Origin of the sequence: Stieleria neptunia, from assembly GCF_007754155.1 — a bacterium.
In the GTDB taxonomy this organism is placed as follows: Bacteria; Planctomycetota; Planctomycetia; order Pirellulales; family Pirellulaceae; genus Stieleria; species Stieleria neptunia.
Genome location: NZ_CP037423.1, coordinates 3678792 through 3704762 on the forward strand (window position 1 = coordinate 3678792; position 25971 = coordinate 3704762).

Consider the following 25971-nt stretch of genomic DNA (forward strand, 5'->3'; position numbering starts at 1 on the left):
GATGCCCATAGAAATCTTTGCGTATTGCACGCACCGCGATCCGCCGGAGCCGGAGTTTCCCCACGAGCCGGTCTTCGTCCGCAACGAATCGACGCCGGGATTCGTCGAACACCTGATGAAGCTGGTCCAAGACTTGTTCGAATCCGGTGACGGGCAAATCAGCCAGACGATCTACGCGGTGTGCCGACACCTGCAGCGGACGAACATGCTGGTGGCGTTCAAGGTGGACGGCGAACATGTCGAAGCGATCGCGCCGTGGGCCTGGCAGTCCAACGCGATTCTGTTTTTGCCCGATCGGACGATTCGCGACCCCAACGGCGCGGTGTTGCACGACCCGTCGGCGGAACTGCCCGACCCGAACGCCCAGTTGCCGTTTCTGCCCGATGCACGGCAACGCAAAGCCCAATCGGAGATCGAGTTGAGAAACCGATTGATCGACACGCCCGAGGCGTTGCCGCCGGTGGTCAGCGAGTACGAAGTCACGTTGCGTTCGGCCGACGAAGTGGTCTGGCGGATGTTGGCGCTGTTCGTCGTCGCGGTCCGGGCCGAATCACTGTCCAGCGGAAAACCGATCCCGATCGAGGCGTTGCGAGAGAAGTCACCATTGGCGTTCCAAGCGTTGTCGCCTTGGGAAACCGCGTTCTTGGAAAACCCCTCGCCGCCGCAATCCGACGTTTCCGCGGCCGGTTGGCGGTATGAAGCGTTGGCGGCGTTGCAGTGGTCGCTGGGCATGCAATCGATGCTTCCGTTTCCCGATGCGATTTGTGATGTCCCCGAAGTCGCGCGACAGATGATCGCGATGCCGGCGCGTCAAATGATCGAATCGGCAACGCTGCGGCCGACCGGCGAAATTCTGGATGCCTTGGATCTCAACTTTCGCTTGCTGTGGGCAGCCCGAGACGCGGCAACGCGACAAACTGAACCGCCCGCGGGTGTCGAGGGCGGGGTGATCGCCGAGCGGCAACAGGCCTTCAATTGGTTGACGTTTTTTGAGAACGCGGAATGGGATGAGGTCGATATTCCGAGTTAGAGCCAAGATTCGAGATTTGAAGGGAGGGTCGGACGCGAGGTGCGAGCGGCCGGGGAGGGTTCGTTGTGGCTCGAAGTCACTCCGTCACAACCAATCGACCCTCCCCTCGCTGCGCTCGACCCTCCCTGCCAGGGAGGGTGACGTTAAAACTGCACGACCTCCACACGGGAGGGTGACATAAATTGAAACTCAATTCATCGAAAACGTTTGAGTCAGCAGATTTGGGTTTTTGGCGGGGTGTCGCGGAAAGCTCGGGCTCTCCTTTGACTCGGCACCTTGCCATACAATAAGCGTTTGACTTTTGGTGTACTCCGGCGGCACGGCGATTTCAGCAACCCCTTTTGATGTCCATGAGCGAATTAAAACGCGAACTTTACGCGCCGGATGAATTCGACGATTTGGCCGCGATCGATGCGGAAGGGGATCCGGAATCGGGCAAGCCGTTGTCGCGAAAAGACTTTCGGCGTCAAAAGCGAAAACGTCGCCGCAAGGTGATGTTGGCGGTGCTTCCCACGATGCTGACGTTGGGCAACGGCGTTTGCGGTTTGGGGGCGATTGCCGTCGCGATCAGCGGCGTGGAGTTGGACTGGCCGCTGGAACAGAAACTGTTCACGTCGGGGATGCTGATTTTTGGCGGGATGTTGTTCGACGCACTCGACGGGTCGGCGGCGCGGATGACCGGTCAGGAGACCGAGTTCGGTGCTCAACTGGACAGTTTGTGCGACGCGGTCACGTTCGGGACTGCTCCGGCGGTGATCATCTGGCGGATCACCGATGCGTTGCCTCAGCGGTTTCTCTGGGCCGCCGGGGTGCTGTTCACCTTGTGCGTATTGATTCGTCTGGCCCGTTTCAACGTGGAAACGGGCGAAGACGATTCGCATGAAACGTTTGAAGGGCTGCCCAGTCCGGCGGCTGCGGGGACGTTGGCCGCGTTTGCGATCGCGATGCCGGATTTGAAAGACTTGGCGAGCAACAAGATCTACCACGAATCCATCCAGGCCGTCGCCAACGCTGCGCTGGTCGCTTCGCACTACTTCATCCCGGCGCTGGCGGGGGTGTTGGCGTACCTGATGGTGTCTCGATTCCAGTACCCGCACCTGGTTGCCCAGTGGGTCAAGGGCCGTCGCACGACGCACCAGATCGGACAGGCGATGTTTGCCGTCGGCGGCGTCTTTCTGTTGCACTGGTTGGCACTGCCGATCGCATTTTGTTATTTCGCGTTTGCCGCACCGTTGCGATCGTTGATGCGTTCTTGGCGGGGCCAGAACGGCGTGAAGGAGTAGCCTTTTTCGCTCCACGCTGTGGAGCAGGTTTTAGCGGCAGGGCGCTAGCATTCCGGTGGTTTGGCAAAGAGGAAGAACCGGAGGGCTCGCGCCCTGCCGCTAAAACCTTAAGAAACAAAGGGGAAAAATGCTTTACAGCGTTAGCTAGAAGGAAGCCGGCAAGGATGGCAGTGTGCCCGCCGCCGAATCGGGCTCGGCGGTGACGTTCCATTTATCCGATCCGACGGCTTGGTAGGTGATTCGGTAGAGCACCGTCTGGAAGCCATCGTGGTGAGCGTATTGATACGAGACGCTGGAATCGGTCGGGTTTCCCGTTTCGATCCGTTGGCATGCGATCGCCAGTGCGGTCGTCGGTCCGCGTGTCCGGGCTTCGCTGCGTTGTCTGGCCTGTTCGATTCTCAGCGACGAAGCGAGTTGTCGCGCATGCACGGCGGCCATGGCGGTCGTCGTCAGGATCAGTAGCATCACCACCAACATGGCGTATCCGCGTCTTCGGCTGGGAGGGCGTCGATGCGTCATGGATCAGATGTTGGGTGTGTTGAAGACATAGGTTTCGGTGATCGCGCCCAGTTGGAACTGGAGTGTGAGGCGCAGTTCATTGCCGATCACTTCGAAATTCACCGAGTCGACCAGCTGTGCCACGACGTTGGTTCGTCCATTTTCCAGATCCGAACGAATCAGTTGTCCGTCGGTTTCGAAGTAGATGATGACGCGATCGGGCGAAATCCAATCGGCCGATCCGTCCAGATCCGAATCGAAACAGAGCCGCAGTTCGTCGGCGGTGGGGACCATGCTGTCGACCAGCCGCCAGCGGTTTCGGTCACCGGTTGGGCTGTCCGGATCATTGCCGCCGAAATCACGTCGAAACGCTTCGATCGCCAACCTAGCTTCGCCGGCGATCCTGGTCCGGGCGATGTTGTCGACCATGTTGCGCGTCATGTCGACCGTCACTCCGGCCGCCACCATGGCGATCATCGCGGCCATGACGGACCCGATCGTGACTTCCAACAAGCTCATGCCTTTGCGTCGTTGTTGGATGCGGGATGGAGAGTTGCTTGCCATCAATCCAGCTCCACCGTGACCGTGGCGCCGCCACCGGTCGTCGTCGAGACGGGGGTGACCATTTCGACCGACCGGCGACACCGCAGCATCACGGCATCGGCGATCAGCCAATCACCCGAACGCGGCCAGCCGTACAGCAGCACATGGACGGTGCTATTGCTGAACGTGTAAACCCCTAAGCTTTCCCACCATTTACCGGAGTGATCGAGGTCATGGTCGATGGAGCGTTGGTCGACGTGAACGGTCGCCGCCCAGCCGGCGTTGTAGATGTAGTGCGGGACGGCGGATCCGAACTGCCCCGGGTAATTTTTCTTCTTTTCCGGCACGAAGGTGAACAGTTCGTAGTCGCCGGGCGGAACGCCGTAAAAGGAGAACAGAGCGTACGACCCGACGGAGGTTGGGGTTTGGATCTCATGCACGGTCGACTGATGATCGCCCGGGTGTCCGCCGTATTCTTCCCAATCGTCTCCTCCGTAGCCCCTGTAGGTGTAGAACCCACTGCTGTCCTCGTTGTCGCGGATTTCCAGAAAGCCTTCATTGAGCGGGTAGTTGGGAACGGGGGCCGCGACGGCATTCGAGGCGATGTCGGCGTAGACGCCAAATTTCTTCATCCATGCGGTTTCCGATGGGCTGCTGCCGGTGACGGGATTGATCGAAGCGATCTCGTCAGCGGGCAGCATTTGTCCCAGCCGTGCCGTTTGGCGTGATTGGATCACCGACAGGCTGTACAGGCCGCTGATGCCGATCGACAACAGCACCATCGCCACCTGGACTTCCAAGTAGGTTGATCCGCGTCGGCCGGTTCGGGGGCGTCGGAAAGGAGTCATCGCCGGCGACCTCAGAACCCGGGTGAAATGGTAGGGCTTTCGCCCAGGACGGGGTTGAACCGGCCCTCGACGTCTCCGGTGATCTCACCCGTTTCGTCGATCTGAAAATCACCGCTCCAGGCTCCGTTGAACACCGGGTTGCCGGCGCCGTTGAACGTGCGTCGCCGGGCTTGCGCGGTGAATCCGGCGGCATCGGCGGCGGTGATGGAAAACTGGTAGCGTGGCGATGCATTGAGCAATTCGTTGTCGACCAGTTCGTCGTCAATCAACTCCTGCAGCGTGGTGGCGTAGGTGCGGTTTTCCAACCAATAGAACCGCTGTGCCGAGGCGATCGAACGCAGGCTCGCCCCGGCCAGATCGGCATGCGACTGTTCCATCGTTTGGACGACGCTGGGGGCGGCGAAGGTCAGCAAGACGGCCAGGATCGTCATCGTGACGATCACTTCGATCAGCGAGAACGCCTGGCGTGGGTGTTTCCGATCGCGGGTCATTTGACGTTCCCCGCCATTTCGAACATCGGGATGTAAATCGCCAGCATCACCACACTGATCACGGCGCCCATCACCATGATGATCGCCGGTTCGGCCAGCTTGGTGACCCGCGACATGAACGCTTGGGTTTTTTCGCGATAGTACGGCGCGATCTCTTCCATCACTCGGCCCAATTGTGCCGACTCTTCGCCGACGCGGACCGCATTGACCATCATCGAAGTGAACAGCCCCGATTCCTCCAGCCCGTCGGCCAGGCTTCGGCCGGCTGCCATGCGGTTTTTGGCGTACTCGATGGCTTCGCGGTACGGCGGTTGGGCGGCAAACACGTCGGCGACGGTTTGCATGGTTTCCAGCATCGGGACGCCACTTTTGAGCAACAGTGCCAGGTTGGAAGCGAACCGGTACATCGACGATTGGATGACCAGATCGCCGACGACGGGGATCGCAACCATGACACTGATCGATCGACGGCGGCCGGCATCGGTGTTCAGCCAGCGTTTGAAAAAGTACCCGCCGACACAGAAGCCTGCGACGATGTACAGGCCGTACGCGGCGACTTGATCGCTGATGTCCAACACGAAGACCGTGATGCCGGGCAATTCCGCGCCCATCTCTTTGAACATGTCACCGAAGGTCGGGACGACGAACCAGAGCATCGCAAACACGACCAGGACGGCGACAAAGATCAACACGCAGGGATAGATCATCGAACCGATGAACTTGCTCCGCGTGTCGGCGGCTTCACGGATTTGACGATTCAAATCGACCAGGACCTCATCGAGTTTGCCCGTCGCTTCACCGGTCGCAATCATCGCGACCCAGTGCATCGGAAACATGTCGGTGGTCGCTTCGATCGCCGTGTGCAGCGGCATCCCCGACGCGACCCGTTCGGCGACCTCCTCCATCACCGCTTGCAGCGTTTTGCTTTGATTTTGTTCGGCAGAAACGTGCAAGGCGCGCAGCAGCGGCGTCCCGGAGGCGAGCAGCGATCCGAGTTGCTGGAAGAACGTCATCTTGTCATCCAGGCTGGCGCGTCCATGCTGTTTCGCAGAGACACGTGCGCGAGACAAGAACCAGGCGTCGAGAGACATGGAAAGTCCTGGGGTTAGTGATCGTTACACAGGCTGACGGCTTCTTCCAAACTGGTCAGGCCTTCGGCGACCTTTGCCGCGGCACTTTGCGAAAGCAGTTTCATTCCATCTTCGACCGCGGCGCGTTTCATGGCCCCGACCGATTCGCCGGCTTGGATCATGTCCTTGAGTTGTTGGTTGATGCGAATCACCTCAAACACGGCCAGCCGGCCCTTGTATCCGATGTTGCGACAGCGATCGCATCCGCCGGCGCGGAACACCGGGATCTCACGCGGGATGTCGTACCGCTCGCTCGATTCAGGGTCCAGTTGATAAGGCACCTTGCATTCATCGCACAGCCGTCGCACCAACCGCTGGGCGACCAGCAAGCGGAGCGTGCTGGCCAATAAGAACGGTTCAATGCTCATGTCCTGCAGACGCGTGATGCTGCTGAGCGCGTCGTTGGTGTGCAGGGTGGAGAACACGAAGTGTCCGGTCAACGCGGCGCGCATACAGATCTCCGCCGTCTCGTCGTCGCGAACCTCACCGACCATGATCACGTCGGGGTCTTGTCGCAAGAATGCTCGCAGGGCGCTGGCGAACGTCAGTCCGACTTTGGCACGCGTTTGGACCTGGTTGATGCCGCCGAACTTGAATTCCACCGGGTCTTCGACCGTGCATAGGTTCGTTTTTTCGTCGTTCAGTGCGTTCAGGCAGGAGTACAGCGTGGTGCTCTTGCCGCTACCGGTCGGTCCGGTGACGAGCATCAAACCGTGAGGGCTGCGGATCGATTCGGTCAGATCTTTGAATTGTCGCGAGTCCATGCCCAGCATCGACAGATCGTGCGGGAGCGCGTTTTTGTCGAGCACACGCATCACGATTTTTTCGCCGAACACGGTCGGGCAGGTGTTGACCCGCATGTCCACGCGGTGCTCGCCGGTTCGCAGGGCGATCGCCCCGTCTTGGGGCAGTCGTCGTTCGGCGATGTCCATCTTGCTGAGCACCTTGAGCCGGCTGATGACCGAGTTGAGCAGCGGCATCGGTGGCGGTTGGACTTCTGACAGGACGCCATCGACCCGCAATCGGACACGACAATCGTCTTCGTAGGGCTCGATATGAATATCGCTGGCGCCCGTGGTCAGGGCCTGTTCAAAGATGCTGTTGACGTAGCGAATGATGCGACCGTCTCGTCCCGGCGGGGGCGCTTGATCCAGGTGAATCACCTCGGTCGCTTCGGCGGCTTCCTCCTGGTCCAGGTCTTCGCCGTCATCGACTTCCTGGAAACTGGTCGCGGTGGAAACGGGGATCGCGGTGTTCCAGCCCCCCTCTTCGTAGAGCATCGTCAGCAGCCGTTCGATCACCGAAAGCGGTGCGAACATCGGACGCATTTGACGGCCGGTCAGGAGTTTGATTTCGTCGGCCAGCAACAACGAATCGGGTGAGAAAACGGCCACTTCCAGCACGCCGCCGTCATCGCTGAGCGGTGCGATCAGGTGGTCGCGGCAGAGCCGGTTGGGCAGCACGGACGCGACGGAGGTGTCGATCGGCGGCGGCGCGTCGGCCGGTGGATCGAACAGCGGCACCAGGTAATGTTCCGCGTAGGACTTCGCGATCTGGGATTCCGTCGCGACCCCGCACCGAATGATCGACTCTTCGATCGTCACGTCATCCTTGCCGACCGATTGCCAGAGTGCTTCGAGCTTCTCCGGATCGAGGTGATCGATCGAATCGAGCAGCCGAATGATCAGCGGGTGGTTTTGTGCTGTCAGAGCGGAGAGGGCGTTGGTCATGGTTGGGTGCCACGTGCGGTAGGCGTCGGTTGCCTCGATCGGGAGCGAGGCGTCGTTCAATGCGGTCTTAAAGGTTGACGGGAAAAAAATTCGCTGGCGGGTCGGCTTGACCCCGCTGACGGTCCGAATCGGTCGGTTCGGGGTCGGCCGGGGCTTGTTCGTCGTCGGACGGTTCCTCGTCCTCGTCGTCCGCTTGCTCGTCTTCGTCTTGCGATTTCGCGATTGCGTTGCCCGCCGTGGGGGGCGCGGGGTTAGCGGTGCTGGCGGCCGAGTCGGCGGTTCGCTTGGGACGCTCTTGTCGTTTGATCCGGATCGTCAGTGGACCCGACACGACGGTGATGTGATCGGACGCGATTTCGCGGATCGTTGCGGTGACATCGACCAGCCCGTCGACCGGGACCTGGTCACCGAGTTTGCAGACGCTGCCGTTGAGGATCGCCCAGCGGTGATCATCGGTTTGGGCAATGCCAGCCAGCCGCAGTCCGTTCCGCAGGTCTTCGTCGGTGGGCCCGACGGGTGCTTCGGGCGTCGAATCCGTCGCTGCGTCGGGTCGGGACGGATCGTCGGAGGGTTGCTGGACCAGCACGGCTGCGAAGGGATCCTTGCCGACCACCGCGGGCAGCGACGGGGTTTCCAGATCGGTGACTTTCCAGCGAACGGATTTGGCCCGCACGACATCCTCGCCCAGGTCCAAGGGGGCCTCCGGCGGCCAGCCGAGGTACAGGGCGATTGCCAAGACGGAGCAGGGAGGCGCGTATTTTTGTAGGTTGACGTTCATTCCTTCTCCTTCAGCATCCGCACGGACAACTGCATCGTGGGTTGTGATGCACTGCGTTCGGCCGGATTGATCTGCAGCGTCTCGACGCGAATCAATTCGGGTTGTGATTCCAGCAGGAACAGCGCTTCATTGAGTTGGGAGAAATCGCCGGCCAAGTCCAACGTGACGCGGACGTTGTAGATCGGACCCAGGCGTTGGGCGGCTTCCGCATTGATCTGCAACAGGTCTGCGCCGGAATCCCGGAACAGGTCGATGAAGAAACCGGTCACCGCCTCGTTGCCTTCGCCTTGCAGGATCCGCGGACGGACATGTTCCAGCGCGTCCTGCAGCAGCATCACCTCTTCGGCGGTCTTGACCTTTTCACGCAACTGTTGCAGTTCCCGGCGTGTCTTTTTCGTTCGACCGTGCAGGGGTTCGCTGATCGCGAAGAACATGATCGCGACCATGACCAATGCGACGGTAACGCGCATGCGGAACGGATCGCGCAATTGCTCGGCGGCCTGCTGCAGTTCTTGCTTCCAGTCTGTTTTCGCTTCAGGATGTTTCATGGTATCGGGTTGGCCGGAAGCACTATCCCTTGGCCTTGCTGCTGGTGGTCAAGATGATGGAGAATTCGGCACCGGCGATTCCGGTTTCCGCCGAGAGGGTCCGCCGCAGGTCGCTCAATTCGACGCGTTGGAAGTGTTCGGCGACGGTCTCCAGTTGGCCGACGGTTTCGGTCAGTTTGCTGACCGAGGCGGGGAGTTGGCCGGCATCGTCGAGCACGCACTCGGCGTGCAAGATCAAGGTGGTGGGTGCGGTTTTGACGGCCCGTTTTCGTTTTTGGCTCATCGTCGCGGTGCCGCGAATACCGGTCAGCCGGGTGCCGTCGGGCAGGATCGAGGTGATCTGTCCCAGCATCGGACTCCAGCGCACGCGTTTGTCCATAAAGGTGCTGATGGCGGTCGCCCGCGCGTTTAAACGATCGCGTTCGGGACGTGGGTTGGAGCCATCGGTGACCATCGACGGGGCGCTGGCAGCGAGTGCCACGTGGTTGGATTGGGTTCGGTTCATGCGGTCCAACAGCACCAGCGCCAGGGCACAGGCCGCCACGAGATAGAGGGCGATTTCTTTGTAGGGAACGACGCGGTGGAGTTTCAACGGCTCGCGATACTCCCGCATGAAATCAAATTCGTCTTCTTCGTCGGCCAAGAATCCGTCGGCGCAGGCGCGAGCGATATGGTCGGGTTTCATCGAGGGAGCGTCCAGCCAACGAAAGTCGTCGGGCAGATTGTCGCTCAACCACTGTCGATCGATCAGCGATTGCAATTCGCGTCGGCCGTAGATGCTGACGGAATCCGGCGGGGTATCCAGACCGCAGGCGGCGTAGGCGGCTTCGACCGAGCGGACGATGGAAACGATGCCCGTTCCCTCGTCGCCCTGTGGCAAGGGCATGCTCTGCCAATGGATCGCCCGGGTTCCCTTGGTCATCACGGCCAGCAAGCTGGTATCGCCCAAGAAGACGCGTGTGACCAATCGGTCGCGTCGTTCTTTGCGCTCATTTTCGACCGCGGCGCTGATCAGTGCGTTGGCGGCCGGTTCGAGTCGCTGCAGCGAGTGTTGGGTGTTGCCGATGGTTTCACGAATCGATTCGATGCGATCCAGTGGCGCGGCGACGATGGAGACCAGTTGTCGGCGATGGGCTTGCCAGTTGAGCACATCGATCGCGAGTTGATCGAGTTTCGCGGTTGAGCTTCGCAGCGATTCGCGAAGCAACGTGCGTGGGCTGGCATTGCCGCCGCCGGAGTTGATCGGACGGGTCGCGAAGTAGCACTCACTGGTCGGAATCGCCGCGGCCACGGGGACGGGGTCGCCGTGGATGCCCAAGGCGTCAAACAGTTCCGCCAACGAGCGACCGAGGTCGTCGCTTTGGACGGCGACCGAAGCGTACTCATAACGCACCGCGCCCAACATGGTTGTCGACGCGTGACATCCATGTAGGTGTTGTCGCCCGAACAGGATCCCGACCACATGGCTGCGGGATCGATCGCTTGCGGTGTTCATGATGGAAACGTTCCCTCCGATGATGCGTCAGGGGGGCTCACCGAATCGTGAAGAACCCCCTGTCGCATCAGGATGCGATATGCCGGTCAAGCCGGCACAAAAAAAGGGCGGTCCGTGAATACCTACGGACCGCCCCAGCTGATTGGATCGGTGGTGGCATGGGTGCGTCGTCGTGACGGTTCATGCCACGCTTTCCCCCCAGAAAGCGGTCAGGTCGTCAGCCTAGGTGCTTTGTGGATTGATTTCCGCATCGATGGTGCTGTTCATCGCGTCGTAACCGTCTTCGGTAAACGTCACGGTGTAAGCGCCGTAGCCGGAGCTGGAACCGGATCGCGTCAGCGTCAGGGTCCAGGAATCTTCCAGGCTTCCCGATCCGCCGGCGGCGGCAACGCCAACGCTAAAGTACTTCGGCGGAGCTTGCTCCATGTCCAATTGAGTCAAATCCGATGCGTAGGTCCCTTGACGGGCCTGGTAGCGCTCTTGCGCGGCGCGGACGCTGGCAAGGTACTTGAATGATTCCGAAGCTTTACTTCGTTCAACACTTTGCAGCAATCGTGGGACGCCGAACGCGGCCAGGACGCCGATGATGATGACGACGACCGACAGCTCGACGAGCGAAAAACCCTTTCGGGCGCGACTGGGACGAAAGGCAATTGCGTGAGCCACGGTGGGCCTCCAACTTAAATCAGGTAGTTGTTTTTTAAACGTTTGATCGATCCTGGAGAGACTCCGACCGAATCGGTGGGTTTGTCGCCGTGTGGATCGCGACTAAAGAAACTGATAGGACACGCGCAAGGGGACGCCTGTCGCCCCGCTAGAAATTCGCTGGCGGCGGTCGTGCGAGCACGGTTGCGGTGCCACGTGTAGCGGTCGTTCGGATCAGACGACGCAACCGGGCTGCATCTGCCGCTTTCGGCGGGGCGAACGACAGCTCCGACATGGCGATCACGACGCAGTTTTTTGGCCGACCCGGCTGGACAACTCACGCCCGGCGGCCGCCATGATTGTCGGTCATCCCTAACGATCTGCGGGATGGGGTGGCGGCGGCAAGCTCACGGTCGCCCAGGCTTACAAAGACAACATCGATCTGGACGATGCCGGATTGTCCGCATCGACCCTAAATGACGCCCAGCGCGCGCTGTTGATCAAGGTGATCGAGCATCACCACGAACACCCGTAGTGATTCGCCGCGAGGCATTTTGCCCATGTGTTTCTTGAGGTTTTAGCGGCAGGGCGCGAGCCCTCCGGTCTTTCACGGTGTTTTTGAAGCGCGACCGGACGGCTCGCGCCGTTCCGCTAACACCTTGAGAGCCAGGGTAAGTGGCATTGGGCGCGAGCCCTCCGGTCTTTCTCTTTGCCGAAACACCAGAGGGCTTTCCAGCCTGGCAATGCCGCAGTGACAGGCTGGAAGCCTATCCGACCTGAGCATGTTCAAAAATGCTGTTCCATGAACGCGAACATGCGTTTGGGGCTGATCACGCCCTGAACACACTCGTCCATGTCCAACACGGGCACGTGCCGATGGCCGGCGACCGCGATCGCGGCAGCCGCGGCGGCCGACGGGTCGGACTGGTAAACGATCGTCGGATTGGTCGTCATGAAATCCTCGACCGGTCGGGAGCATACCCGCGAGTACTTCTCCACGACTTTTTCGAGCACGTCACGCTCGGTAAAGATCCCGACCAGTCGCTCGTCTTGTACGACCAACAAACTGGCGGCGCCTGAATCATGCAGCATCTCGACGGCCTCCCGGACCGTCGCATGCGGGCTGATCTGCAGATACGGCTTGGCGGCGATTTCCACGACCGGCTCTTCCGCGAGTGCTCGCTCCAGCTCGGTGTCGTATTCGACCGGCTCGAAATTGGACAACGGGTCACTCGTTTCGGCCGGATCCAATCGGAAAAATGAACTCATCGGTCAAGCTCCTTCGCGTTGCAGCATCCACGGTGCACTACCGAGACGCTGAACGGCGATCTGTTTCGCGTAACAATCACAAACGTATTCCGCCAAGCCCCGCTGACCGGTCAAACCGACCAGATAGCCCTCGTCATCGGTCACGCACAAAAATCGATGGCCCTGGTCGACCACCGCTCGCCAGGCGGACAGAATCGGGTCGTTGGCTCGGACGATGCCGACGTTGGGTTCGGCAAAGGCGGAGATCGGCGTCGTGTCGAGGGATACGCCCGCGATCAGCATCCGGATGATCGACTGTTCGTTGAAGATCCCCTGCGGGCGGCAGCCCTGATCGACGATCACGGCACAACCCAACGAATGGGTCCGCATCAGTGCGATTGCCGCGCGGGCAACCGTGTGCTCGTCAATTGCAATCGCGTCACGCAGCGGGAGTGTGCGGATCTGCTCACGCGACAGCAGTTCTTTGAAGCTCATGGTCTTGGTCTCCAGAAAGAGAAGGACCACAACCACGATGCACCTGGGAGGCCAAATTCGCGTGATTCAGCCGCCGGCGACCGGTTTACGAAAGATCATGTCCGGGGGAAGCCGGGCTGCCGGTGGTGAGTGTTAAGGGCGTGTGGGCTGCCTTAGTGGAAGGGGCATCTGTTGCTTCCAAAGGGATTGATTGCCCCGCCCGTTTGGGGGCTGGAGGTTTTCTGAGCAGGTGCTGCATCGAGTTCGGGCACTCGATGCAATTCTGCGCAGTGTCGATTTGACGAAATTGGGCCGTCCATCGAGGCGCCAGTTGTCGAAAACCAACAAAGTGTTTTCGCGCCCAGTTGTGGACGTTTTTTTGAGTTCGACGAAACGCTTGGCGGGGATCAGCCGGACCTGCGATCGTCGCTGAGAAAACGGTGGCACCAGGCGGCCAGGATCTGCGACACGAAGGTCAGGTCTTGTGGATGTTTGGCCAATAGGTGATCTGCATCCGGCAGCGCCATCAAGCTGACCGGCGTGATCGCGGTCGCGGCGGCCGAGCGGTCGGTTTGGATCAGCGACATCATCCGCAGGGCGTGGTCGATCCCAACGGTTTCGTCGACCGGCGAGTGCATCAGCAGCACCGGGCAGGCGACTTGGGGGAGCAGATCGGTGACGTTGTGGCGGCGAAAGTCTTCGAGCATCTGGCGGCGGATCGTCCACTCGATGCCGCCGATGGTGACGTTGCCTTGTCCCTCGGATTCGATCGCGGGGTTCATCCGAGACAACAAGGTGGCGAGGTGGTGGGTGTCACTGGGGGCGGCGAGCGTCGCGACGAATCGCAGGTTTGCCAACAGGTTGTCGTGATCGTTCTGGAAAGATTTCGCGGCGGTGACCAGCGAGGCGATGCCACCAAAGCTATGGCCGACCAAGGCGGTGACCGGTCCCAGTTCTTCGTTGGCGAACCGGACCGCCGCGGCAAGATCTCGCAGGTTGGTGGTGAAGTTGGTTTTTGAAAAGTCGCCTTCGCTGCCCCCCAGTCCCGTCATGTCGTAGCGGAGCACGGCGATCCCGTACCTGGCCAAGGCGCGGCTGATTTTGACGGTCGCCTTGAAGTCTTTGTTGCAGGTGAAGCAATGCGAGTAGACCACGACCGGGCGCAGTCGCGTGTGGCCGGCGTCTTTCCAGGGGTGCCAAACCTTGGGGCGATCGACGATGCCGGCAAGGTGGACGCGTTCGGTTCCGCTGGGAAACTTCACGCGGTAGGAGGTCGATTCGTACTCGTTCACGAGAGCCGCTAGATGCCCGATCCGTTGGGGGTGGCAATCCGGCCGGCTCGGAACGCTTCGGCCATCGCTTTGGGGACTTCGGCTTCGGCCAGGACCAGGTGGGCCTTGTTGCTGGCGACCATGGCGCTCATCTGTTGTTCTTGGGCGACCGCTTCAGCGCGACGGCTTTCCGCTTGGGCCTGGGCGACGCGGGTGTCGGCTTCGGCTTGGTCGCTTTGCAGTCGGGCGCCGATGTTTTCGCCGACGTCGATGTCGGCGATGTCGATCGAAACGATTTCAAAGGCGGTTTGTGCATCGAGGCCCCGTTCCAGGACGACCCGCGTGATCATGTCCGGGTTTTCGAGGACTTTGAAGTGTGTTTCGGCCGAGCCGATCGAGCTGATGATCGCCTCGCCGACACGGGCGATGACGGTGTCCTCGGTGGCGCCGCCGATCAGTTGTTCCAGGTTGGTCCGCACGGTCACGCGAGCCCGGACGCGGAGTTCGATTCCATTTTTGGTGATCGCACTGAGCGTGGTCTTGCCACTGCGGCTCGGGTCGGGGCAATCGATGACTTTGGGGTAAACGCTCGTTTGGACCGCGTCCAGCACGTCGCGTCCGGCCAAGTCGATCGCGGCGGCCTGATCGAAATCGAGAGGGATCTCCGCCCGCGCGGCCGCGATGATCGCGTGGATGATGTTCATCACATTTCCGCCTGCCAGATAATGTGCCTCCAAACGACGTGTGCTGATGCCGGTTTTATGGCCGATGTCCAATCCCGCTTGCGCCGACATCACCTTGGCCTGGACGATCACGTTCGGATTGACCTTGGTGAAGTGCATTCGAACCAGGGCGGGGCCGCTGACGTCGGCGACGGACATGTAGGCCTGGACCCACAGCTTGCCGTAACGCAGCAGAAAGAACCCCATCACGGCGGCAAACACCAGGAAGACGAGTGTTCCGATGGCGATCAGGGCTGCGTAAAACGCCCCACTGGCCGCCAACAGCATCGCGACCCACGGCAGTTGGATCGCAGCGATGGCCGCGGGAACGGAAGCAGCGGCGATCGAGGTAGACGGGACGAGCAACATGATGACGCAATTCCTTTGAAGCGTGATAAGTTCTCGGGGCGAACAGCTCCGGACGACAAGGGGCAGCACCCGGAATCAGAACGTCATCATTGTGACGGTTCATCACTGCGTATCTTAAAGCTTGGCGGAGTCCGCTCGCAAGGTTGTGCGGCCATACAATCGCAGACTCACGACCGATTGTGTGCCAACCTAAACGCCTCGCTTGATGACGCGATCGATCCCCGAAGCCGCATTTCTCACGAAAAATACATGAATCTCATGAAGATTTTGACTTCTCAACACGTTTTCAACTGTCCCCCCGCACAGAATGTGCGTACTGTTTAAAGTGCAGTCATTCAGAAGAGAAGCGACGCAAGGGATCCATGTCGGCTGAGAGTGGCCGGCCAAACTCCGTTCCGATTCAGTGTGGTCGGAGGTCGTTTGTAGCGTTGGTTGAAGGGGAAACGGATCGGGCAATTTTTTTGGCGAAGCGAGGAACAAGTCATGCAGGCGAATTGGAAGGCGGGGGATTGGGCGGTCTATCGTAAGAGCAAGAGCGGTGTGAATCCGGGTCGTCGCGCGGCACAAGTCGTTGCCTCTCCCAAGGGAGAAACCTATGGCTATGTCGTTGACAAGTTTTGGGTTGTTGATGAAGTGCTGACCGACGGTCACCTGCGGTTGGTCACGGCCAAGGGCAAGGTCCACACGATCGAAGCCGACGACCCCAACCTCCGTCGCCCGAGCTTGCTGCAGCGATTCTTGTGGCGTGAGCGTTTTGCCATGGTGGAAGCCAGCCGCGAGCATGTCGGTGACCAGACGCCAAGCAACGCGGTCGGTGCCTAACCAACTCGAGTACGATGGCCCTTCCGGGCCGTCGTCCGCTGGACTCCCGACGACGACCTGGAAAGGACGTCGTACAACGGTCCGCTTTTCAAGTACGATGGCCCTTCCGGGCCGCTGGACTCCCGACGACGACCTAGAAAGGACGTCGTACAACGGTCCGCCGACCTGCCTCCTTTCCCGCTCCTCCGTGAGTTGCCGCCGTCACTCGCCGAGCGCTAACTCCGCGGTGGAGGCAAAGATCACTTCTCCCAGTCCGCCGACGGTCCGGTCGGCGCGTGTCCGAAAGACGGGCAGACGCTCCAGTGGTTGAGTGATCTCTCGAAACTGACGGTCCGAATAAAGATTGAAGAACGCCGGGTCGAATCGGGTGGGGCTGGAGAATCGCCCCTTCGCGATGTCTTCCAGCTGATCGGCGTGCCGCACCATCGCCGAGGCGTTGGCCAGGATCAGGCTGCCGCGTTTCATCCCCACGGCCAAGCCCTCGCCCGTCTCACCGCCGACGCAAATCGTTCCCGCGACCATCGACGCGCCCAGCATCGTTCCGGTCGATCCGCGGATCAGCAATGTTCCACGTCGCATCCGATGGCCGGCATAGTTGCCCACCGACCCGTCGATTTTGATCACGCCGCCGGACATGCCGGAGCGGCGGGCACCATGAGGAGCCGCGACGAAGTCACCGGCATCGCCTTGGATCCAGACTGTGCCACCGGTCATGCCACACGCCGCGTGGTCACCGACGTGACCGATGATTTGGAATTCATCCCGGTCGTGCATCGCGGCCAGCCCATGAACGTTTTGCAGCGGGCCTTCCACGACCACCTGGTCGGTTTCTGATTCTTCGATCGTCAATTCAAACCAATCCGCCAATCGGACGGTTTGACCGTCAACGCCGATCGCCAGTTCGTGGATCTCGGCGACCGGTTTGCCCGCCAGCGAGCTGCGTCGAATGTTCGAAGCGTCGATCGAGTGCGGCGCGGCATCGTCGGCGGCTCGGGCACGGCGTCGGAGGTGCCAGCGTGTCATGACAGGATCTCGTGCAGGTGAAAGTGGTGACGTCCAAGTTTGCCGCCGTAGTTGCCTGCCGTGATGGAGACCAAGCCGTGTTCAGCGCAGCTGGTGCAAGCGGCTTGAATGCCGGCTCGCATGGCATCGGCAATCGCATCGAAACTCAATCCGTCCAAGACCACTTCCAGGACCGCGTTGTCACCTTCGCCCAGTTGTGAGTCCGTGATACCGCGCAGGGTGGGGCAAAACGCATCGTTGGTCGATGCGATCAGCGACTTGTATTTCGATCCGATCTTGGAACCGCTGCGTGCCACGCCACCTGGGAACGGTGTGATCACGTCGGGCATCGACTCGATCGCCCCGATGGCGGCTCGGGCGGCGCGACTGGCCGCGTGGATGTCGCGAGCGACCAACAGAAAATTGCCGCCGCCGATCCCCGAGGTTCGCGGCGCGTCATGTTGGCAGATGAACTCTCCGTCCATGACGGGGATTCGCCAGAATCGTTTTCCGTCGATCACCTTGCTGATCTGGTTGCCGTCGCCGAAGAACCGAAGCGTCTTGCCCAGGGCGATTCGTTTGTCGCGGGGAACGTCCTCGTTGATTCCCGCGAACAGCGCGGTGGTCGGGCAGGTGAGCACGCATTGGCCGGCGCGGCGGGTGATTTGTTTTTCCAATTCGCCCCCCGACATCCCGAAGGCCAGCAAGGCGATTCCGGGGCGGCCGTCGGGGGTCTGTGTCGGCGAAAGTCGACGTTCGATGTCGATTTCCAGTTTGCAGTCGATCACGCTGGTCCCGAATCCGCTCATCGCCATCGCCGCGTGCTCGGCCCAGATCTCGTCCAGCGCGGTGATGATCACCCGCGTCGCTTTCATGTCGAACGCTTCGGCGAAGGTGGCTTCGATGCGGACCCCGTTGATGTCCAGCGGCTGGTTCGCGCCGGTGTTTGGGGCTGCGTTTGAGTCGGCGTTGTCGTGTTGACTCATCGGGCACGCTCCCGTGTTAATTGCTTGACCGGGCGCGAACGCAGCACCGAGTGCATTTCATCATCGCCGATCCACAACCGATTCAGATCGAAGGTGGACGACGCGTTGTATTCGCTGCGGAACCGCTGCACCGACTGCGGATCGAATTCGACGTCGGCGATCAGTGTGTCGTGCACCGGTTGGTTGGGCGTGTTGGCGGGCGGGGTCCCCGGTGTATAGGTTCCGCGGTCGATGACGTGGCGTCCTTGGGCAAACACGTGCCGGGGCGAGCGGAACATTTTCTCCAGATCATCGTCTGTTTCGTAGACGGTGACGTCTGCGGTGGCTCCCGGAGTCAACCGGCCGTGTCGGGACAGTCCCATGATTGATGCCGGGGCGCTGCGTGTCATGGTGGCGATTTCCGGCAGCGTGTACTGCCGCGATAGACCGCCCAGGGAACTCGCGGCGGCGGCATCGGCATGAATCTCAGCCAGCGCCGTTTCGCGAAAGGTGCGATCGCCGAGCAACCGCAGCAAGTGTGGGTATGCGGTAAAGGGGGCGCCGTTGGGGTGGTCGGTGGTCAAGAACACGCGCGACGGGTCATCGATCATCAGGAACAGTTCCAGCCCGATCGCCCATTGCAGCGCATGCACAAATTGGCGTCGGCGGTATCGAAACGGCACGACGCCACAACCCGCTTCGCATTCGATGTCGACGATCGCGGATTTGCGCGGCGAGGCGTGATGGCGATTGTCGAATTGATGCGGTTCATCGGCGCTGATCGTGACGGTTTGCCCGAACATGATCTGGCCGACGTCGATCGTCACATTGGGATGTTTCGCCATGGCGGCGACCAGCTGTTCGGCTGCCGAGGACATCCCGTACTGACTTTCATCGCCATAGCAATGAAACTGGGCGTGGGTGAGATGGATCGGCAGCCCGTCGGCTGCCTCCATGGTCGCGATGGTGGAGCGAATGTTTCCCGGCACGCCCAGGTTGCTGGTGTGAATGTGAAGCGGGTGCACGAGTCCGATCTCATGGACGGCCCTGGCGAGTCGGCGGATGATCTGCGCCGGTGTGACGCCGTAGTGGGGATGGGGCGTGTCGACGTCCAGTTCCCGCCGGCCGAATTTGAAGGCGGAGATGCCACCGGGGTTGACCGCTTTGACGGCAATGCTTTGGGTGCCGCGGACCATCCAGGCGACGTAGTCGTTGATCTCGGCTTGCGGCGCCTGGCGTGCCAGCAGGGTCAGCAACAGGTCGTCGTTGCCGAGCAAGCAGAAGCCGCCGGTAGCCAAGTCGGGCATGTCCGCCATCTCGGCGTGTGCGGCGCGGGCGTTACAGGGAATGACGGCGGGCTCGAGCGCGACGGTGTAGCCCATTTCCAAATACCGCTGGGCGGCCACGGCGGCCGAGGGCAGGTAGTCGGATTCGGCGGCGCGGCGGGCGGTCGCCCGCGCGTCGTCGTCGATCCGGTCCTGCATCAGCAGTCGGGCGATCGCCAGTTTTCCGCCACCGATGTGGGTGTGGATATCGATGCCGCCGGCCATCACGACGCATCCCGAAGCGTCGATCACGCGATCGGCGTCTTCGGCGGCGAGCGTCGTCCCGTCGATGATGTCGTCGTCGTGCAACCACAGGTCGGTGATCTGGTCAAAGTCCCCGGCCGGGTCGATCAGGCGTCCTCCTTGAATCAGCGTCTTCATGAATCCTCTTTCTCGCTCTCTGGCGGGGCATCGTCCGGTTTCGGATTGTCGCCTTTTTCCGGCTCGCTTCCCAGGGCCTCGTCCGGCTTGCTGGCGTCCGGCTTGTCGCCGCGTTTGCGTCTGGATTTGCGTTCGGCGGCGGGTTGGTATTCTCCGTAGACGCGGTCGGTGGTGATGGTGATCCGATCGGCCTTGACCTGGTTTTCATTGGGGGGCTGGTAAAAACCGGTGACCGAGACGGGGTCGCCTGCTTGTGCCAGCGCCAGATTGTTGTAGCGGACTTCCAAAGTGGTGTCGGCGTTGACCGGGACCTGGACGGGTATTTTTCCGGCTTGGACGGCCAAGACGCCGTTGGGGGCCAGGCCGATCAGCCTTCCCACGATCGACAGTTTGCCGACCATCGGTTGATTTCGATTGCCGCGATTGGCGTCGGAGTAGATGCCGGGAGTGAATTGTTCCTTGGTCCGGCCGTGCAACGATCGCAGGTCGACCGGTTGGAACAGCGTCACTTTATCGACCGGGGCCAGCGGCACGCCGCCGGGACCGAAGTTGGCCGAGAAACGGACCAGCATGCCGCGTTGCAAAAATGCCGGCGTCGCTTTGGCGACAAATTGGAACGACGAGATCGAGTCCGGCACCGCGACCATCGCCTCGCTGCCGTCCTCTTTTTCAACCATCACAATGTTCCGCTGCATGCCCTTGAGCTTGCCCTTGAAATTTGTGATCTCGTTGGCCGGCAGCGTGGACGGAACTTGCGCGAATCCGGCGGTCTCGGTTCCGGGCGGCTGGGCGGCCAGACGATCGCCGGAACCGCTGAAGGGCGGGACGTTGAGGGCCAAGGTCACCAGGGCTAGCAGGGGGAGGCAAAGGCGGGGCATGGGGCATTCGCTCGCGAAAGAGAGGTGGGGGCCGCGGAAAAGGGGGGGCAGGCACGAATGGTACGGGGTTAGGTCATCAGGGATGCAGCAACCGTTGGTGTGTAGCCTTGAGGCGATTCCCGGTCGCTGCGACGCAGCGACAAAAGGCGGCTTAAGCCTGCACACCAACACGGATGCCCGTGCCTGGCCCTTTCTCAGCTGACAGTTTACCCCGAGCGGCGCGTTCGTGCGCGTCGGGGGGATTCAATCGATCGCCAGTATCGGCGGCGGTTTGGGGCACGGATTGGGGCACGGATTGGGGCACGGTTTTCGTCGGGTTGCTCGTCTGCTACTCTGCCGCTGAATCAGTCGGATCTCGTTCAAATGGTCGATGGCAAACCCTTCAATGGTCGAAGAAAAAGCTCCCAAACGCGTGACCACCCGATCGCTGCAACGGCGTCGCGACACCGGCGACTCCATTTCGATGCTGACGGCGTACGATTTCCCGACGGCGCGGTTGCTCGATCAAGCTGGGATCGACGTGCTGTTGGTCGGCGATTCGTTGGCGATGGTCGTCCAGGGGCACGAGACCACGTTGCCGGTGACGATGGACCAGATGATCTATCACGCGGAAATGGTCGGGCGAGCGACGTCACGCGCGATGGTGGTCGTCGATCTGCCGTTTCCCGATGGTCAGCTGGAAGTCGAACGCAGCATCCGTTGCGGCGCCCGGGTGCTGAAAGAAACGCGTTGCCATGCGGTCAAACTGGAAGGCGGCGCCGAACAGGCGTCGCGCATCGAAGCGATGGTCACCGCCGGGATTCCCGTGATGGCCCACGTCGGTCTGCGGCCCCAAAATGTCTTCGTCCAAGGCGGTTACCAGGTCCAACGCGACGAAGCGGCACTGGTCAAGGACGCCGTCGCGGCCGAACAGGCCGGCGCGTTCGCCGTGCTGATCGAATGTGTCCCCGAGTCGGTTGCCGAGGCGATCCATGCGGCGGTCAGTGTCCCGACGATCGGAATCGGCGCCGGGCGGGCGACGACCGGACAGGTCTTGGTCACCCATGATTTGATCGGACTGACATCCGGCTACACGCCCAAATTTGTTAGAACGTATGCGTCGGTCGGCGAGACGATTCGCGACGCCGCGTCGTCGTTTCATCAAGCGGTCCGCGACGGGAGTTTTCCCGGACCGGAAGAAACGTTTGATTAGGCCAGAGCGAACCCGACGTACAGGCGAACCCGACACCACCGTCCGATTTTCGTGACGATTCCTCCCACAAACCACCCGTTTGACGATTGCCATGAATGCCACCTCGATGCCTGCTGCCGCCAAGTCGCTCCCGGATCGCTGCGAGGTGTCACCGGACGATTGCTGGGATCTGTCCAGTTTGTTCGCCAGCGATGCCGAATGGGAAACCGCCTTTGCCGAGTTGGATTCCAAGCTCGACACGTATGAAACCTATCGCGGTCGGTTGGGTGAATCGGCGGCCACCTTGCTCGAGGCGTTGCAATTCGATTCGGATTTTTCACGCCAGGCCGAGCGTGTGGCGATCTATTCGTTCTTGAAGACGACCGAAGATCAAGGCAACAGCGACTACCAGGCCATGAAGGCGCGGTTCCAGAATCTTGCCGTGCGTGCCAATCAGGCGGCAAGTTACGTCAGCCCGGAACTGCTGGCGATCGAACCGGAAAAAATGGACGCCTTGGTCGCCGATCCGTTGCTGGCTCCGTTTCAATTGCAGCTCACACGATTGCTCCGCCAGCGACCGCACACGCTCGGTGACAAGGAGGAGCGTTTGTTGGCGATGCAGGGCGAAATGGCCTCGGCGGCGGGCAACGCGTTCCGCCAACTCAACGACGTGGACCTGCGTTTCGGATCGATGGAAGACGCCGAGGGCAATGAGCAAGAGCTTTCGCACGCGACGTTCATTCAATTCCTGAACAGTTCGTCCAGGAAGGTGCGTCGCAACGCGTTCCATCAATACTACAAATCGTTCGGCGAACACGAAAACACCTTGGCCGCGACACTGGCCGGCAGCATTCATCGCGATGTCTACTACGCCCGCGCCCGCAACCATGACAGTGCTCTGGCCGGCGCCTTGTTCCCCGACAACGTGCCCGTGGACGTCTATGACAACTTGATCGCCGCGGTCCGCGACTCGTTGCCCAGCGTGCATCAGTACTTTGACGTTCGTCGCCGCAAGATGGATCTGCCGGACATCCATGCCTATGACACCTATGTTCCGATCCTCAGTGACATGAAGAAGGAACACACGTGGGACCAGGCGGTCGAAGTGATGCTCGAATCACTCGCTCCGCTGGGCAGCGGATACACCGACACGCTCGCCGCAGGGATGAAAAATCGCTGGGCGGACCGCTACCCCAACCGCGGGAAACAAAGCGGCGCGTTCAGTTGCGGGTCGTTCGATGGCGAGCCCTACATCTTGATGAATTTCAAGACCGATGTGCTGAACGATGTGTTCACGCTGACGCACGAAGCCGGCCACTCCATGCACAGCTGGTATTCGTCCAAGAACCAACCCTACCAGTACTACGACTACACGATTTTTGTGGCCGAGGTCGCGAGCACCTTCAACGAGCAGTTGTTGACCGAGTACTTGCTGAAAAATGCCGCCAGCGACACCGAACGCGCGTACCTGATCAACAACGAACTGGACAGCATTCGGGCGACGGTCGTGCGTCAAACGATGTTCGCCGAATTCGAAAAGAAGACGCACGAGATGGCCGAGGCGGGTGAGCCGCTGACGGTCGCTTCGTTTCGGGCAACCTATCGCGAGCTGTTGGACGCCTATTTCGGTCCCGAATTCGTCGTCGACAAAGAGCTGGAATTGGAGTGTTTCCGGATCCCACACTTCTACCGCGCGTTCTACGTGTACAAGTACGCGACCGGATTGAGTGCTGCGGTTGCGCTTTCGCGGCGCGTGCTCGAGGGTGGCAAGGCCGAGTTGGACGACTACCTCAAATTCCTGTCGGGGGGATGCAGCAAAGATCCGCTCGATCTGCTGCGTGATGCGGGAGTCGACATGGCCAGCCCCGAGCCGGTCAAAACGACGTTGGCACGTTTCAAGACCCTGACCGAAGAGTTGGATCAGCTTCTTTGAGCCGGTCCCCACAACGCAAGCCGATTCGTCTGACCCAAAAGTCGCTTGCCGAGGGGGCGGTCCGGTTGGCCGAAGGGGATCCGGTGTTGCGAAAGATCCATCGTCGGTTGGGTCCGCCGCCGTTGTTGCGACGATCGGCGACGTACGCCACCTTCGTCCACATCATTCTCGAACAACAGGTCTCCGTCGAATCGGCCAAGGCGACCTTCGACCGCGTGGTCGGTATCTGCCGGGGTGAACTGAGTCCCCGCGCGGTCCGTGACTTGGCTGACCAACGATTGCGCGAATTGGGGTTCAGTCGCCAGAAAGCCCGCTACGCGCTCGCGTTGGCCGACGCCTGTCTTGCCGGTGACTTTGACGTCGACGCGTTGGCGCGATTGGACGATGAAACGGTTCGGTCGCAAATTGTCGCCCAGTTGGGGCTGGGGAATTGGTCGGCCGATGTATTTTTGATGATGGCGCTGCAGCGGCCCGATATCCTGCCCCTGGGCGATTTGGCGCTGGTCAAGGGCATCCAGGAAATCGATCAGACCGAATACGAATCGGGTCAGCAAATTGCCGACCGTGCCGAATCGTGGCGGCCGCTGCGCAGTATTGCCACGCGAATGGTCTGGCAGTGGTATGTTCATCAACGCGGACGCGATATCTTTTAGATGCCTGCCGGGACAGATCCCGGCCTACTCTTTGTGATGGAAGCTCATGACGAAGTTGACTTTTTGCGGGGCCGCCGGCACCGTCACCGGATCGTGTTCGTTGCTGGACACCGGCACGCATCGCTTTCTGATTGATTGTGGTCTGTTCCAAGGCAGCAAGACGACCCAGGAGTTGAACTACCAGGATTTTCCGTTTGATCCCAAGTCGATCGACTTTTTGATCCTGACCCACGCGCACATCGACCATTCGGGGTTGTTGCCCAAGCTGGTCAAAAATGGATTCAACGGACAGATTTATGCGACCGAAGCGACCTGTGACCTGTTGAAGTTCATGCTTCCCGATTCGGCGTACATCCAGGAATCGGGCGTCAAACGCCTGAACAAGAACTTGCGTCGCCGCGGTCGGCCGGCCGTCCAACCGATCTACACGATGCCGGATGCGGAATTGACACTGCAGCTGTTGAAACATCATGCGTATGAAGAGTGGTTTTCGCCGCGTGATGGGATCCGCGTCCGATTCTGGAACGCGGGGCACCTGCTCGGTTCGGCTTCGGTGGAATTAACAATCACCGAGCCCGGTTCGCAGGAAGACCTTTCGCTGTTGTTTTCCGGTGACATCGGGCCGGAGGAAAAAGCGTTTCATCCCGAGCCGGATGCGCCGGTCGGTTACGACTACATCGTGTGCGAATCCACCTACGGCAACCGGGACCGCGACGATTACACGTTGGAGAATCGGCGCGAGGCACTCCGCGATGTCTTGACCACGGGGCTCAAGCGGGGAGGCAACGTCGTGATCCCTTCCTTCGCCGTCGAACGCAGCCAGGAATTGCTGCACGACATCGGTTTTTTGCTGACGCACGGTGAAATTCCCCAGTCCGACGTCTATCTGGATTCACCGTTGGCGAAGAAGGCGACGGAGGTGTTCATCAAACACGCCGGGGCGCTGCGGGACGTTGAAGTGGACGAAGCGAGATTGTTTCGTCACGAACGATTCCATTTGGTGCATTCGCTCGAGGAGAGTAAGGCGATCAATCGGATCAAGGGTGGCGCGATCATCATCTCCGCCAGCGGCATGTGTACCGCCGGTCGGATCAAGCATCACTTGATCAACAACATTTATCGCCCCGAGTGCACCGTCTTGTTTGTCGGCTATCAATCTCCGGGGACGCTGGGACAAATCATCTCCAGCGGTGCCAAGGAGGTCCGAATTCACGGCAAGTCGTACAAGGTGCGGGCGGACATTCGCAGGCTGGGCAATTATTCCGCCCACGCCGATCGAGGCGAGTTGTTGGATTGGATCCAGAAGCGTTGCCCGATCACCGGCGGTTTGTTCCTCAATCATGGTGAAGACGATTCACGCCAGGAGCTGCGCGACAGGCTGGTCCAACGCGGATTGGACGGCGACCGGATCTACATGCCGCAGTTCGACGAATCGTTCGAATTGAGTGCCGGCACCAAGCCGCTTTCCAAGGGGACGCCCAAGCCGCGTCTTGACGTCGCCCATGCGGCCCACGATTGGCACAACGACTACGCCGAATTCATGCTCGGGTTGACGACGAAGATTGAAAAATCGAGTGAAGACGAGCGCTATCAGTTGCTCAAACGGCTGAAAGAAACGCTCGGTAAAGTCTAGTGCCGTAGCCATCCAGCTTTGGTGGGGGAAAAGGGGGCTGAATTGCGTTGTCGCGACCCAAATCTATGAGGTCCAATGCCTTCGATGTTGGATCGCGACGGACGT

At 60.6% G+C, this 25971-nt stretch carries 25 protein-coding genes; 7 read left to right on the top strand and 18 right to left on the bottom strand.

Annotated features, from left to right (window positions below; genetic code table 11):
- Position 1 precedes the first annotated feature (1 nt).
- Complete coding sequence (locus tag Enr13x_RS12815; RefSeq protein ID WP_197455996.1) at positions 2–1030, top strand: DUF4272 domain-containing protein; 1029 nt, start codon at positions 2–4, stop codon at positions 1028–1030.
- 350 nt (positions 1031–1380) lie between these two features.
- Positions 1381–2313 carry a CDP-alcohol phosphatidyltransferase family protein gene (locus tag Enr13x_RS12820; RefSeq protein WP_231744254.1) on the top strand — a complete coding sequence of 311 codons (933 nt, stop codon included), beginning with the start codon at positions 1381–1383 and terminating at the stop codon, positions 2311–2313.
- A 144-nt stretch (positions 2314–2457) separates the two neighbouring features.
- On the opposite strand, the gene Enr13x_RS12825 is transcribed toward Enr13x_RS12820, so the two are convergent.
- The 14 genes from Enr13x_RS12825 to floA all read right to left on the bottom strand — a co-directional run bounded on the left by Enr13x_RS12825 (position 2458) and on the right by floA (position 15022).
- Positions 2458–2832: a hypothetical protein gene (locus Enr13x_RS12825; protein WP_145386559.1), complete on the bottom strand. Its 375-nt coding sequence runs from the start codon at positions 2830–2832 to the stop codon at positions 2458–2460.
- 3 nt (positions 2833–2835) lie between these two features.
- Positions 2836–3375 (bottom strand): hypothetical protein, encoded by a 540-nt coding sequence (locus tag Enr13x_RS12830; protein ID WP_145386561.1) that lies wholly within the window; start codon positions 3373–3375, stop codon positions 2836–2838.
- The gene (locus Enr13x_RS12835; RefSeq protein ID WP_145386563.1) at positions 3375–4202 is read right to left on the bottom strand and encodes a carbohydrate-binding protein; all 828 of its coding nucleotides are present in this window, start codon (positions 4200–4202) and stop codon (positions 3375–3377) included. Before Enr13x_RS12835 ends, Enr13x_RS12830 begins: the two co-directional genes overlap by 1 nt.
- Positions 4203–4213: 11 nt before the next feature.
- Positions 4214–4693, bottom strand: coding sequence for a type IV pilin protein (locus Enr13x_RS12840; protein ID WP_145386564.1), 480 nt, complete (start codon positions 4691–4693; stop codon positions 4214–4216).
- The gene (locus Enr13x_RS12845) at positions 4690–5784 is read right to left on the bottom strand and encodes a type II secretion system F family protein (RefSeq protein WP_095742410.1); all 1095 of its coding nucleotides are present in this window, start codon (positions 5782–5784) and stop codon (positions 4690–4692) included. Before Enr13x_RS12845 ends, Enr13x_RS12840 begins: the two co-directional genes overlap by 4 nt.
- A 14-nt stretch (positions 5785–5798) precedes the next feature.
- Entirely contained in the window at positions 5799–7553 is a 1755-nt protein-coding gene (locus Enr13x_RS12850; protein ID WP_145386566.1) for a GspE/PulE family protein, read from the bottom strand.
- A gap of 67 nt (positions 7554–7620) precedes the next feature.
- Positions 7621–8331, bottom strand: a complete 711-nt coding sequence (locus Enr13x_RS12855) for a hypothetical protein (protein WP_145386568.1) — start codon at positions 8329–8331, stop codon at positions 7621–7623.
- Entirely contained in the window at positions 8328–8879 is a 552-nt protein-coding gene (locus Enr13x_RS12860; RefSeq protein WP_145386570.1) for a GspMb/PilO family protein, read from the bottom strand. Before Enr13x_RS12860 ends, Enr13x_RS12855 begins: the two co-directional genes overlap by 4 nt.
- Before the next feature lie 22 nt (positions 8880–8901).
- Positions 8902–10374, bottom strand: coding sequence for a hypothetical protein (locus Enr13x_RS12865; RefSeq protein ID WP_145386572.1), 1473 nt, complete (start codon positions 10372–10374; stop codon positions 8902–8904).
- 222 nt (positions 10375–10596) lie between these two features.
- Entirely contained in the window at positions 10597–11040 is a 444-nt protein-coding gene (locus Enr13x_RS12870; protein WP_197455997.1) for a type IV pilin protein, read from the bottom strand.
- Positions 11041–11805: 765 nt separating this feature from the next.
- Positions 11806–12288 (bottom strand): CBS domain-containing protein, encoded by a 483-nt coding sequence (locus Enr13x_RS12875; protein WP_145386574.1) that lies wholly within the window; start codon positions 12286–12288, stop codon positions 11806–11808.
- A 3-nt stretch (positions 12289–12291) separates the two neighbouring features.
- The gene (locus Enr13x_RS12880) at positions 12292–12762 is read right to left on the bottom strand and encodes a CBS domain-containing protein (RefSeq protein WP_145386576.1); all 471 of its coding nucleotides are present in this window, start codon (positions 12760–12762) and stop codon (positions 12292–12294) included.
- Between the two features lie 386 nt (positions 12763–13148).
- The gene (locus Enr13x_RS12885) at positions 13149–14033 is read right to left on the bottom strand and encodes an alpha/beta hydrolase family protein (RefSeq protein ID WP_231744255.1); all 885 of its coding nucleotides are present in this window, start codon (positions 14031–14033) and stop codon (positions 13149–13151) included.
- 8 nt (positions 14034–14041) lie between these two features.
- The gene (gene floA / locus Enr13x_RS12890; RefSeq protein ID WP_145392270.1) at positions 14042–15022 is read right to left on the bottom strand and encodes a flotillin-like protein FloA; all 981 of its coding nucleotides are present in this window, start codon (positions 15020–15022) and stop codon (positions 14042–14044) included.
- Positions 15023–15586: 564 nt separating this feature from the next.
- On the opposite strand from floA, the gene Enr13x_RS12895 reads away from it, so the two are divergent.
- Positions 15587–15925, top strand: a complete 339-nt coding sequence (locus tag Enr13x_RS12895) for a hypothetical protein (protein WP_197455998.1) — start codon at positions 15587–15589, stop codon at positions 15923–15925.
- 201 nt (positions 15926–16126) lie between these two features.
- On the opposite strand, the gene Enr13x_RS12900 is transcribed toward Enr13x_RS12895, so the two are convergent.
- From Enr13x_RS12900 to Enr13x_RS12915, 4 genes are read right to left on the bottom strand one after another with little or no spacing between them, the layout of a single operon-like run.
- A complete protein-coding gene (locus Enr13x_RS12900) occupies positions 16127–16948 on the bottom strand; it encodes a hypothetical protein (RefSeq protein ID WP_145386580.1) in 822 nt (273 codons plus the stop codon).
- Positions 16945–17913: a formylmethanofuran--tetrahydromethanopterin N-formyltransferase gene (gene fhcD, locus Enr13x_RS12905; protein WP_197455999.1), complete on the bottom strand. Its 969-nt coding sequence runs from the start codon at positions 17911–17913 to the stop codon at positions 16945–16947. The genes Enr13x_RS12900 and fhcD overlap by 4 nt, the downstream gene beginning before the upstream one ends.
- Entirely contained in the window at positions 17910–19598 is a 1689-nt protein-coding gene (locus tag Enr13x_RS12910; protein ID WP_145386582.1) for a formylmethanofuran dehydrogenase subunit A, read from the bottom strand. Before Enr13x_RS12910 ends, fhcD begins: the two co-directional genes overlap by 4 nt.
- A complete protein-coding gene (locus Enr13x_RS12915; protein ID WP_145386584.1) occupies positions 19595–20476 on the bottom strand; it encodes a hypothetical protein in 882 nt (293 codons plus the stop codon). Before Enr13x_RS12915 ends, Enr13x_RS12910 begins: the two co-directional genes overlap by 4 nt.
- A gap of 370 nt (positions 20477–20846) precedes the next feature.
- Between Enr13x_RS12915 and panB the strand changes: the two genes are divergently transcribed.
- The 4 genes from panB to Enr13x_RS12935 all read left to right on the top strand — a co-directional run bounded on the left by panB (position 20847) and on the right by Enr13x_RS12935 (position 25866).
- On the top strand, positions 20847–21668 hold the full coding sequence (panB, locus tag Enr13x_RS12920; RefSeq protein WP_261344178.1) for a 3-methyl-2-oxobutanoate hydroxymethyltransferase: 822 nt from the start codon (positions 20847–20849) through the stop codon (positions 21666–21668).
- Between the two features lie 91 nt (positions 21669–21759).
- The gene (gene pepF, locus Enr13x_RS12925; RefSeq protein ID WP_145386586.1) at positions 21760–23580 is read left to right on the top strand and encodes an oligoendopeptidase F; all 1821 of its coding nucleotides are present in this window, start codon (positions 21760–21762) and stop codon (positions 23578–23580) included.
- Positions 23577–24233, top strand: coding sequence for a DNA-3-methyladenine glycosylase family protein (locus Enr13x_RS12930; RefSeq protein WP_145386588.1), 657 nt, complete (start codon positions 23577–23579; stop codon positions 24231–24233). Before pepF ends, Enr13x_RS12930 begins: the two co-directional genes overlap by 4 nt.
- A gap of 46 nt (positions 24234–24279) precedes the next feature.
- Complete coding sequence (locus tag Enr13x_RS12935) at positions 24280–25866, top strand: MBL fold metallo-hydrolase (protein WP_145386590.1); 1587 nt, start codon at positions 24280–24282, stop codon at positions 25864–25866.
- The last annotated feature ends 105 nt before the right edge of the window (positions 25867–25971 follow it).

Coding starts and splice junctions, on each gene's coding strand:
- Enr13x_RS12875 (WP_145386574.1), bottom strand. CDS start 12,288: ATGAGTTCATTTTTCCGATTGGATCCGGCCGAAACGAGTGACCCGTTG.
- Enr13x_RS12830 (WP_145386561.1), bottom strand. CDS start 3,375: ATGGCAAGCAACTCTCCATCCCGCATCCAACAACGACGCAAAGGCATG.
- Enr13x_RS12835 (WP_145386563.1), bottom strand. CDS start 4,202: ATGACTCCTTTCCGACGCCCCCGAACCGGCCGACGCGGATCAACCTAC.
- Enr13x_RS12850 (WP_145386566.1), bottom strand. CDS start 7,553: ATGACCAACGCCCTCTCCGCTCTGACAGCACAAAACCACCCGCTGATC.
- pepF (WP_145386586.1), top strand. CDS start 21,760: ATGAATGCCACCTCGATGCCTGCTGCCGCCAAGTCGCTCCCGGATCGC.
- Enr13x_RS12815 (WP_197455996.1), top strand. CDS start 2: ATGCCCATAGAAATCTTTGCGTATTGCACGCACCGCGATCCGCCGGAG.
- Enr13x_RS12880 (WP_145386576.1), bottom strand. CDS start 12,762: ATGAGCTTCAAAGAACTGCTGTCGCGTGAGCAGATCCGCACACTCCCG.
- Enr13x_RS12860 (WP_145386570.1), bottom strand. CDS start 8,879: ATGAAACATCCTGAAGCGAAAACAGACTGGAAGCAAGAACTGCAGCAG.
- fhcD (WP_197455999.1), bottom strand. CDS start 17,913: ATGAGTCAACACGACAACGCCGACTCAAACGCAGCCCCAAACACCGGC.
- Enr13x_RS12895 (WP_197455998.1), top strand. CDS start 15,587: ATGCAGGCGAATTGGAAGGCGGGGGATTGGGCGGTCTATCGTAAGAGC.
- Enr13x_RS12825 (WP_145386559.1), bottom strand. CDS start 2,832: ATGACGCATCGACGCCCTCCCAGCCGAAGACGCGGATACGCCATGTTG.
- Enr13x_RS12915 (WP_145386584.1), bottom strand. CDS start 20,476: ATGCCCCGCCTTTGCCTCCCCCTGCTAGCCCTGGTGACCTTGGCCCTC.
- Enr13x_RS12910 (WP_145386582.1), bottom strand. CDS start 19,598: ATGAAGACGCTGATTCAAGGAGGACGCCTGATCGACCCGGCCGGGGAC.
- Enr13x_RS12865 (WP_145386572.1), bottom strand. CDS start 10,374: ATGAACACCGCAAGCGATCGATCCCGCAGCCATGTGGTCGGGATCCTG.
- Enr13x_RS12820 (WP_231744254.1), top strand. CDS start 1,381: ATGAGCGAATTAAAACGCGAACTTTACGCGCCGGATGAATTCGACGAT.
- floA (WP_145392270.1), bottom strand. CDS start 15,022: ATGCTGTTGGCGGCCAGTGGGGCGTTTTACGCAGCCCTGATCGCCATC.
- Enr13x_RS12935 (WP_145386590.1), top strand. CDS start 24,280: ATGACGAAGTTGACTTTTTGCGGGGCCGCCGGCACCGTCACCGGATCG.
- Enr13x_RS12900 (WP_145386580.1), bottom strand. CDS start 16,948: ATGACACGCTGGCACCTCCGACGCCGTGCCCGAGCCGCCGACGATGCC.
- Enr13x_RS12855 (WP_145386568.1), bottom strand. CDS start 8,331: ATGAACGTCAACCTACAAAAATACGCGCCTCCCTGCTCCGTCTTGGCA.
- Enr13x_RS12840 (WP_145386564.1), bottom strand. CDS start 4,693: ATGACCCGCGATCGGAAACACCCACGCCAGGCGTTCTCGCTGATCGAA.
- Enr13x_RS12845 (WP_095742410.1), bottom strand. CDS start 5,784: ATGTCTCTCGACGCCTGGTTCTTGTCTCGCGCACGTGTCTCTGCGAAA.
- panB (WP_261344178.1), top strand. CDS start 20,847: ATGGCAAACCCTTCAATGGTCGAAGAAAAAGCTCCCAAACGCGTGACC.